Source organism: Cellulomonas sp. PS-H5, assembly GCF_019265565.1.
Classification (GTDB): Bacteria; Actinomycetota; Actinomycetes; order Actinomycetales; family Cellulomonadaceae; genus Cellulomonas.
On the sequence record NZ_JAHVCI010000005.1, the window covers coordinates 106479 to 115988 of the forward strand.

At 75.5% G+C, this 9510-nt stretch carries 9 protein-coding genes; 7 read left to right on the plus strand and 2 right to left on the minus strand.

The genetic code is table 11. The annotated features are described in order from the left end of the window. Window positions 1–68: 68 nt before the first annotated feature. The 4 genes from pyk (at window position 69) to J5O08_RS04150 (ending at window position 3681) form a co-directional block, all read left to right on the plus strand. On the plus strand, window positions 69–1499 hold the full coding sequence (gene pyk, locus J5O08_RS04135; RefSeq protein ID WP_147793674.1) for a pyruvate kinase: 1431 nt from the start codon (window positions 69–71) through the stop codon (window positions 1497–1499). A 227-nt stretch (window positions 1500–1726) separates the two neighbouring features. Then, the gene (locus tag J5O08_RS04140) at window positions 1727–2368 is read left to right on the plus strand and encodes an SRPBCC family protein (RefSeq protein WP_218705574.1); all 642 of its coding nucleotides are present in this window, start codon (window positions 1727–1729) and stop codon (window positions 2366–2368) included. Between the two features lie 112 nt (window positions 2369–2480). After that, window positions 2481–2990, plus strand: coding sequence for a DUF664 domain-containing protein (locus J5O08_RS04145; protein WP_210417337.1), 510 nt, complete (start codon window positions 2481–2483; stop codon window positions 2988–2990). A gap of 37 nt (window positions 2991–3027) precedes the next feature. Continuing rightward, window positions 3028–3681, plus strand: a complete 654-nt coding sequence (locus J5O08_RS04150; RefSeq protein WP_218705576.1) for a uridine kinase — start codon at window positions 3028–3030, stop codon at window positions 3679–3681. Window positions 3682–3724: 43 nt separating this feature from the next. Here J5O08_RS04150 and J5O08_RS04155 read toward each other — a convergent pair whose 3' ends face one another. Next, the gene (locus tag J5O08_RS04155; RefSeq protein ID WP_218705578.1) at window positions 3725–4564 is read right to left on the minus strand and encodes an alpha/beta hydrolase; all 840 of its coding nucleotides are present in this window, start codon (window positions 4562–4564) and stop codon (window positions 3725–3727) included. A 287-nt stretch (window positions 4565–4851) separates the two neighbouring features. Here J5O08_RS04155 and J5O08_RS04160 point away from each other — a divergent pair, with 287 nt between their 5' ends. Together J5O08_RS04160 and J5O08_RS04165 are read left to right on the plus strand one after the other, a co-directional pair. Then, window positions 4852–5859, plus strand: a complete 1008-nt coding sequence (locus tag J5O08_RS04160; RefSeq protein WP_218705580.1) for a hypothetical protein — start codon at window positions 4852–4854, stop codon at window positions 5857–5859. Window positions 5860–5898: 39 nt separating this feature from the next. After that, window positions 5899–6027, plus strand: coding sequence for a chromosome partitioning protein (locus tag J5O08_RS04165; protein WP_218705582.1), 129 nt, complete (start codon window positions 5899–5901; stop codon window positions 6025–6027). A 22-nt stretch (window positions 6028–6049) separates the two neighbouring features. Here J5O08_RS04165 and J5O08_RS04170 read toward each other — a convergent pair whose 3' ends face one another. After that, on the minus strand, window positions 6050–6430 hold the full coding sequence (locus tag J5O08_RS04170; RefSeq protein ID WP_308281333.1) for an SHOCT domain-containing protein: 381 nt from the start codon (window positions 6428–6430) through the stop codon (window positions 6050–6052). 205 nt (window positions 6431–6635) lie between these two features. Between J5O08_RS04170 and J5O08_RS20770 the strand changes: the two genes are divergently transcribed. Then, on the plus strand, window positions 6636–9389 hold the full coding sequence (locus J5O08_RS20770) for an HAD-IC family P-type ATPase (protein WP_255589263.1): 2754 nt from the start codon (window positions 6636–6638) through the stop codon (window positions 9387–9389). Window positions 9390–9510: the final 121 nt, after the last annotated feature.

A 9510-nucleotide genomic window follows, 5' to 3' on the forward strand; every position in this document is an offset into this window, starting at 1 on the left:
CCGGCGGGCCCGGCCCACCAGGACGTTCGGTCCGAACCGTCTGTCACGAAAGGCCTAGGCTTTCCCCCATGCGTAGAGCGAAGATCGTCTGCACCATCGGCCCCGCCACGGAGTCCGCCGAGCAGATCCAGGCCCTTGTCGACGCCGGGATGGACGTGGCGCGGCTGAACCGCAGCCACGGCGACACCGAGGTGCACGAGCGCGTGTACAACAACGTGCGCGCCGCCGCGAAGGCCTCCGGCCGCTCCGTGGCCGTCCTGGTCGACCTCCAGGGCCCGAAGATCCGCCTCGGCCGGTTCGTCGAGGGCAAGCACTACCTCAACGAGGGTGACACCTTCACCATCACCACCGAGGACGTGCCGGGCACCAAGGAGCTCGTCTCCACCACCCACAAGGGCCTGGCCGGCGACGCCCGCGTGGGCGACCCGCTGCTGATCGACGACGGCCGCGTCCTCGTGCGCGTCACCGCCGTCGAGGGCCCGCGCGTCGTCACCCGCGTCGAGGTGGCCGGCCCGGTCTCCAACAACAAGGGCATCAACCTGCCCGGCGTGGCCGTCTCCGTGCCCGCGATGAGCGAGAAGGACGAGGAGGACCTGCGCTGGGCCCTCCGCGTCGGCGCCGACATCATCGCCCTGTCCTTCGTCCGCAACGCCGCCGACTACGACGACGTCCGCCGGATCATGGAGGAGGAGGGCCGGGTCGTCCCGGTCATCGCCAAGGTCGAGAAGCCGCAGGCCGTCGAGGCCCTGGCCGAGATCGTCGACGCGTTCGACGGCATCATGGTCGCCCGCGGCGACCTCGGCGTCGAGCTCCCGCTGGAGCAGGTGCCGCTGGTGCAGAAGCGCGCGGTCGAGCTGGCCCGCCGCAACGCCAAGCCGGTCATCGTCGCCACCCAGGTGCTCGAGTCGATGACCAACAACCCGCGCCCGACCCGCGCCGAGACCTCCGACTGCGCCAACGCGGTGCTCGACGGCGCCGACGCGGTCATGCTGTCCGGCGAGACCTCCGTGGGCGAGTACCCGATCGAGACCGTGCGCACCATGGCGCGGATCATCGAGGCGACCGAGGAGCTCGGCCGGGAACGCATCGCCCCGCTCGGCTCGACCCCGCACACCCGCGGTGGCGCGATCACCCGCGCGGCGGCCGAGATCGGCGAGACGCTCGGCGTGAAGTACCTCGTGACCTTCACGCAGTCCGGCGACTCCGCGCGCCGCATGTCCCGCCTGCGCTCGTCCATCCCGCTGCTGGCGTTCACCCCGCAGACCTCGGTCCGCAACACCCTGTCGCTCAGCTGGGGCACGCAGACGTACGAGGTGCCGCAGGTCGAGCACACCGACGCGATGGTCCAGCAGGTCGAGTCCACCCTGCGCGCGCAGGGCCTCGCCGAGGTGGGCGACTACGTCGTCGTCGTGGCCGGCACGCCGGTCGGCGTCGTCGGGTCGACCAACTCGATCATCGTGCACAAGATCGGCGACGACGCCTCGGGCCGCGTGGCCTGACGTACCGCGTCCCGCACGTCGAGGGGCCCCGCAGCGCACGCGCGCTGCGGGGCCCCTCGCGCGTGCCGCGCCGGGCCGCGCCGCGCGGTGCCGCCGAGTCTCCGTTCCGGGCCTCTGCGCGGGGGCGCAACCGCAGGCGTGATGTGGAGACTCGGCGCTGCGGCGGGCGGGTGGCGTGGGACCAGGGGCCCTGGTGCCCGGGTGCGAGACGGTGTTGCGTGGAGCGCATGACCTCCCACCGCGCGGTGCGCGCGCTCGCGATCGCGGCCACGGCGGCCGTCGGCTACTCCCTCGCCCGCGGGCGGGCGCTGCACTGGGGCGCGTCCCAGGTGGAGCGCTCGGTCGGGCTGCCTGGGGACGACCTGGTCCCGGACGCGGACCTGGTCGCGACCCGGGCGATCATCGTGCGCGCCCCGGCCGAGCGGGTGTGGCCCTGGCTGGTGCAGCTGGGTCAGGGGCGCGGCGGGTTCTACAGCTACGACGCCCTGGAGGGCCTGGTCGGCCTCGGCATCACCAGTGCCGACCGGATCGAGCCGCGCTGGCAGGAGCTCGCGGTCGGCGACGAGGTGCGGCTCGCCCCCCAGGTCGGCCTGGCGGTCGCGGTGCTCGACGCGCCGCACGCGCTCGTGCTGCACGGGGCGGGCCCGTCGCTCCCGGACGAGGACGTGCCGCCGTTCGACTTCGCGTGGGCGTTCGTGCTGCGGCCGGGGCCGATGCCGGGCAGCTGCCGCCTGGTCGTGCGCGAGCGGTACGGGTACCGGGAGCCGTGGGCGCGCTGGATGGTCGAGGGCGTGTCCTGGGTCAGCCTGCTCATGACCGAGCGGATGCTCCGCGGCGTGCGGGACCGCGCGGAGGCCGCCGGGGACTGAGCCCGGCGCGGGCCGAGCGCCGCCCCGCGCGCACGTGTCACCACCTCGGCATACGGTCGTGAGGACCGGCGACGAGGGGCCGCCCGCGCGGCGGCCGGCGAGGGGAGTGCGTGTGGACGGCGTGGCGGTGCTGCAGGACGGGTTCGGCCGGATCGGCGACCTGGTGCACGGGGTGCTCGACGGGCTGGGGGAGGACGAGCTCACGGCCCGGCTCGGGCCGGAGGCGAACACGATCGCCTGGCTGGTGTGGCACCTGGCGCGGGTCGAGGACGCGCAGGTGGCCGACGTCGCCGGCACGGAGCAGGTGTGGACGGCCGACGGGTTCGCCGAGCAGTTCGGCCTGCCGTTCGACACGGACGCGACCGGCTACGGCCAGGGCCCGGACGAGGTGGCGCAGGTGCGCGTCGAGGGCGGCCTGCTGCGCGCCTACGCGGACGCGACCCGGGCCGCGACCGACGCCTACCTCGGCCGGCTGTCCGAGGAGGACCTGGGCCGCGTGGTCGACGAGCGCTGGGACCCGCCGGTCACGGTCGGCGTGCGGCTGGTGAGCGTCCTCGGCGACGTGCTGGAGCACGCGGGGCAGGCGGCGTTCATCAAGGGCGTGGTGCGCTCCGGCAGCTGACCGGGCCCCGGCTCGGCGCGCGCGGCAGACTGTCCCGGTGCGCGTCGAGCCCGTCAGCCCCGAGGTCCTGGTCGAGCGGCTTGTGGAGCGGGTGGTCGACGGGCTGGCCGCGGCGCGCGCGGCGGACGGCCCGGACCGGCGCTGGCGGGTGCTGCTCGACGGGGCGCCGCCGACGGCCCCGGGCGCGCTGGCGGACGCGCTCGTCGAGCCGCTGCGCGCCCGTGGGCACGCCGCGGTCCGGGTGAGCGCGGGGGACTTCCTGCGCCCGGCGGGCGTGCGGTTCGAGCACGGGCGACAGGACCCGGACGCCCTGCTCGACGACGCCCTGGACTCCGGCGCGTTGATCCGCGAGGTGCTGGACCCGCTCGGGCCAGGCGGGAACGGCACCTACCTGCCCGCGCTGTGGGACGCGGCGCGCGAACGCTCGGCCCGCGCGACGCGCGTGCCGACCGCCCCTGGCACGGTGCTGCTGCTGGACGGGGGCCTGCTGCTCGGGCGGTGGCTGCCCGCGGACCTGACCGTGCACCTCGCGGTGCGGCCCGACACCCTCGCGCGGCGCACGGCGCCGGCCGACGCGTGGCGGCTGCTCGCCGAGGAGCGGTACCGCGCGGAGGCCGAGCCGGAGCGCACCGCGGACGTGGTGGTCCGGGTGGACGACCCGCGGCGACCCGGCTGGGTGCTCGAGCGCTGAGGCGGTCGGGCACGGGCGCCGGGCGCGCCGCGGGTCGGCGTCGTCAGCCCGCCTCGACCGCCGGCCGGACCGCGTGCGCGACGGCCCACTCCAGCGCCCGGTCCGCGACGGACTCCCAGCCCGGCTCGGCGCAGGTCCAGTGCGACCGGCCCGGGATCTCGACGTACTCGGTGATCGCGGGGGACCTGCCGTACTTCTTCGCGTTCCCGCGGTTCACCGACGGCGGCATGATGTGGTCCTCCCCGCCGGCGAGGAACAGCAGCGGCGCGCGGTCCGCGTCGTAGTCGACCCAGGTCTCCTGGTGGCCCGGCTTGAAGTTGGCGATCAGCCCGTACGCCCACAGCCAGGAGCCCGGCGCCCCGATGGCGTACCGCTCCCAGGCGGCGTCGGAGTCCTCGCGGCTCAGCGTGTTGGCGAACGCGTAGTGGAACTGCTCGGGCGTGAACGACACGGCCTCGTGCCGGGTCGACGGGTGCGTGAACGTCGGCAGCAGCGCCCGCAGCTGGGACGGCGGCGTCACGTACACGTTCTCGGTGGGCGCCGAGTCGATGACGACCCCGGCGGCGCCGAGCCCGCGGGCGAGCAGCAGCTGGGTCAGGGTCCCGCCGAACGAGTGCCCGATGATGATCGGCGGCGCGTCGAGGCCCTCGATGATCCCGGCGAGGTGGTCGACGGTGTCGGGCACGGTGAGCGCCGCGATCACGGACGGGTCCGCGCGCAGGGCCTCGACCTCGACCTCGAAGCCCGGGTACGCGGGCGCGAGCACCCGGTAGCCCTTCGCCTCGTAGTACGGGACCCAGTGCTCCCACGAGCGCGGGGTCATCCAGAGGCCGTGCACCAGGACGATCGTGTCCGGGGCGCCGGCGGGCAGCGGTGCGGTCATGAGGTGCTCCCAGGGTGGTGGGATGGTGGGACGGACGGTGAGCAGCCCGGCTGGGCGTGCCCGACGCGGGGGTCTCGCACGGTGGCACCCGGGGATCGCGGCTCCCCGGCCGCATCATGGCGCGGCTCGGGTGCGGCGCGGAAGCCCCGCGTGTGCCGAGACGGCACCTCTCGGCTGCGAGAAGGGCGCCGCGCACAGCCGAGAGGTGCCGTCTCGGCGGCAGCCGGGGCCGCGGAGGAGGATGCTGGTGGCAGGGCGAGCAGCTCGGGATCGCGAGGAGGCGGACGATGAACGCGGCGACGGCGCAGCGGCAGGGGCGGGGCGGGGACGACGCACCGAGCACCCCGGAGTACGACGCGTTCGGGCCCTGGGTGGACCCGGTGCGCACGGCGGAGGAGGTCCCGCCGCTCTACCGGGACCACCCGGTGGACCTGGCGGGGAGCCGGCTGGTGCTCAAGGTGCCCCGCGACATCGCCCGCCGGGACGCCACCCCCGACATGGACCTCTACGACCACCTGCTGGTGCTCGGCCCGGACCGGTTCACCGCGCTGAGCCGGCGGACCGGCGGCGACCCCGCGTCGCGCGGCCGCGGCGCATCCCGGACCGCGGCCGGCCGCGGGTACGACGTGGTCGAGGTGCCGTACGACCAGGTCGCCGCCGTCGGGACGAGCGTCGACCTGCTGGACGGGCGGCTGACGGTGCACGCGCTCGCCGGCCCGTCGGTCGCGGTGCGGTTCAGCGGCTCGTCGGCCGACGTGGTCGAGGGGTTCGTCGACACGCTGCGCGCGCTCGCCTGGCCCGTGCCGACGTCCGGCGACCCGGCCCCGCGGGATCCCACGGCGGGCGCGCCCGGGCTCGGGCGGCTCGACCGGCGGGCGCTGGGGGAGAAGGAGATCGGCCTGGTGTCGGCGTACCGCGAGGTCGCGGACCGGGAGCCGGGGCTGCGGGCGCTCGCGGCGCACCCCCGGCGGACCGTGGTGCCGCTGCGCGGCGGGGTGTCCCGGGCCGTGCACCTGCTGCACCCGATGACGGTGCAGGCGGCCGTCGTCGCGTCGGACGGGCGCGAGCTGCAGGTGTTCGGCCGGCGCACGTGGCTCGCGCGCGGCCGCACGCCGGTGCACTCCGAGTCCCGGGTGGTGCTGCCGCTCGAGCGGCTCACCGACGTGCGCGCCGTACCCCACCCGGTCTACGCGGGCGTCGTGGTCGTGACCCTGCGGTCCGGCGACGCGGCCCTGGACCTGCCGGTCCCGGCGGGCTCGGACGCCGAGCGCGTCCTGGCGGGCCTGCTGCGCTGACGCCGTGCGCTCCGTACGGTGCGGTGGCAGCGTGGTCGCATGAGCGAGGACGTCCCCGACAGCTTCGACCCGCAGCAGCCCGACGTGCCGACGCTCGACGTCGACCCGGACCCGCTGCCCGACGACCACGACGGCGAGGCACCGACCCGCGACGAGCCCGAGCACTGAGGGCACGCCGCGGGTCGGCCGGTCACGCCGCGAGGGCCCGCGCCTTCAGGCGGCCGAACTCCTCGGTGTCGATGACGCCCTGGTCCAGCAGGGCCTTGGCGTCCGCGATCTCGTCGGCCGGCGACCTGCCGGCCGTCTGACGGATGTACGCGTCCGTCTCTCGGCGCGCGCTCGCGATCGCCGCCGCGTGCCGCTCCGCCATGCCCCGACCGCGTGCGATGACGTAGACGAGCATGGACAGCCACGGCACCACGACCAGCGCGACGATCCAGAGCGCCTTCCACCAGCCGCTCAGGTCGCGGTCGCGGAACAGGTCGCCGCAGATCTGCCACAGCAGCACGAGGTAGGCGACGAACAGGAACCACCAGATCATCAGCCAGAACCAGTCCCAGAAGTCGTTCACGGTCCCACCTCTCGCTCGAGCCGCGGCCGACCGCGTCCGTGACCGGCCCGGTGACCACGGTGCCGGGCCGCGACCTGCGGCGTCACACCCGCCGAGGGTGAGCGAGGCCCCGATCACCCGCCCCGGGTGACGCCGGTCCGCCGACGCCCCGACGACCGTGGTCGAGGGGGCGCCGCCGGGCGCCCACGCGGCGACGGGCGGGGACATGACGACGACCCAGGTGCCGGCGCGGGAGTGGCACGCCGCGACCGTGGCGGAGACGTGCGCGGCGTTCGGGGTCGACCCGGCGCGCGGGCTGACGACGGCCCAGGCGGCCGACCGGCTGCGGGAGCACGGGCCGAACGCGCTGGCGGAGGAGAAGCCCGAGCCGACGTGGCGCGCCTTCGCCCGGCAGTACGCCGACCTCATGCAGCTGGTCCTGGTCGGCGCCGCGGTGGTGAGCATGGTCGCCCTGCGCGACCTCGGCACCGGGCTGGTGATCCTGGCCCTCACGGTGGTCAACGCGCTCATGGGCCTGCACCAGGAGGGGAAGGCGGCCGAGAGCGTGGCGGCGCTGCGCACCATGCTGGTGATGACGGCCCGGGTGCTGCGGGACGGCCAGGTGCTGCAGGTGCCGGCCGAGCAGCTGGTGCCGGGCGACGTGGTCCGGTTCGAGGCGGGGGACAAGGTGCCCGCGGACGGCCGGCTCGTCGTCGCCGCGTCGCTCGAGATCGAGGAGGCCGGCCTGACCGGCGAGAGCACCCCGGTGCCGAAGTCGGTCGACCCGGTGACCGGCGACGCCGTCCCGCTGGGCGACCGCGTCGACATGGCCTACATGAACGCCCAGGTCACGCGCGGCCGCGGCGAGATGGTGGTGACGGCGACCGGCATGGCGACCGAGGTCGGCCGGATCTCCGGGATGCTCGGCGCGGTCGAGACCGACGAGACCCCGCTGACCCGCCAGCTGAACCGGCTGACGGTGATCATCACGCTGATGGCCGCGGTCGCCCTGGTGCTCGTGATCGTGCTCGGCCTCGCGCGCGGCGAGGACTTCGACACCCTGTTCCTGGTCGGCATCAGCCTGGCGGTCGCCGCCATCCCCACCGGCCTGCCCGCGGTCGTGACCATGCTGCTGTCGCTCGGCACCCGGGAGCTCGCGGGCGCCGGCGCGATCGTGAAGCGGCTGCGTTCGGTCGAGACCCTGGGGGCGACGTCGGCGATCTGCTCGGACAAGACCGGCACGCTCACGCTCAACCAGATGACGGCGCGGCGCCTGGTGCTCGCGGGCCGGCGGTACGGGGTCGACGGCGAGGGCTACGCGACCACCGGGCGGATCCTCGCCACGGGCGGCGGCCCCGAGGTCCGGCTGGAGCCGTTCCTGCTGCCGATGGCGCTCGCGAGCGACGCGACCGTCCGCGACGGCGACCTGGTCGGCGACCCGACGGAGGGCGCGCTGGTCGTGCTCGCCGCGAAGGGCGGGCTGGACGTCGAGGAGACCCGGCGGGCGTACCCGCGGGTCGCCGAGGTGCCGTTCGACGCGGCGTACAAGCTGATGGCGACGTTCCACGACGTCGAGGTCGACGGGGTGGCGGCGGTGCGCTGCTACGTCAAGGGCGCCCCCGACGTGCTGCTGGCGCGGGCGACGCACTACCGCGACGCCGACGGCAGCACCCGGCCCATCGGCGACCTGCGGGAGCGGGTCGAGGCGGAGAACGACGCGCTGGCCGGCGAGGGGATGCGGGTGCTCGCGCTGGCCCAGAAGGACGTGGGGCAGGCGGACCTCGCGGGGGAGCTGCTCGACCTGGTCGACGGCCTGGAGCTGCTCGCGCTGGTCGGGATCGTCGACCCGCCGCGCAAGGAGGCCCGGGACGCGATCGCCGCGTGCAAGGACGCCGGCATCCGGGTCCGGATGATCACGGGCGACCACGTGACCACGGCCGCCGCCATCGCCGGGCAGCTCGGCATCGAGGGCCGCGCGCTGACCGGGGCCGAGTTCGCCGCGATGCCCGACGAGCGGCTGGAGGCCGAGGTCGACAGCATCGGCGTCGTCGCGCGGGTCGCCCCGCAGGACAAGGTCCGGCTGGTCGACGTGCTCAAGCGCCGGGGCCAGGTGGTCGCGATGACCGGCGACGGCGTGAACGACGCGCCCGCGCTGACCCGGGCCGACATCGGTGTGGCGATGGGCATCACCGGCACCGAGGTCACCAAGGACGCCGCCGAGATGATCCTCACCGACGACAACTTCGCGACGATCGTCACCGCCGTCGAGCGCGGCCGCGGCCTGTACGACAACCTCATGCGCTACATCCGGTTCCAGATGGTGGTGCTGGTCGGGTTCATCCTCACGTTCGTCGGGGCCGGGGTGTTCTCGGTCGCCGGCGGCGTGCCGCTGTCGCCGCTGCAGATCCTGTGGATCAACTTCGCGATCGACGTGGTGCTCGCGATCGGGCTCGGGTTCGACGCGCCGGCCTCCGACCTCATGCGCCGGCGCCCGCGGGCCGCGGACGCCCCCGTGCTCGGACGCGGCCTCGGCGCCCGGCTCGCGGTCGACGGGGTGCTCGTCGCCGTGGCCGTGCTGCTGGTCGTCGCCTGGGCCGAGCCGCGGTACGGGCTGCTCGTCGCCACCACGATGGGGTTGACGGCGATGTCGCTGGTGCACGTGGTCGTCGCGGCGGAGTGGCGCGACCGGTTCCGCAGCGTGCTGCGCGCCGAGACGGTGGCGAACGCGCGGTTCGTCACGCTGGTGCTCGTGGTCCTCGGGCTCACGGTGCTGGTGACGTCGATCCCGCTGCTGCAGCGGCTGTTCGGCACCACGGACCTCTCCCTGCAGCAGTGGGGTGTGTGCCTGCTCGCCGCACTCGGGTACCTGGTCGTCGCCGAGGCGCTGCGCTGGGGGGCGCGGCTGGTCGCGCGGCGCGACGGGGCGGAGGCTCCGACCCCTGCCGCGGTCGCCCCGCCGGCGGGCGCCCGCGCCCGGTGACCCCCGGGCCCACCGCCCGCGCCCGCGCCGCCCGCGCCCGCGCCGCCCCCCGTCGCTCCCACCCCCGCGCGCGTCCCCACCGAGATGGCAACTCTCGGCTGCGTCGGAGGGCCTCGCGACA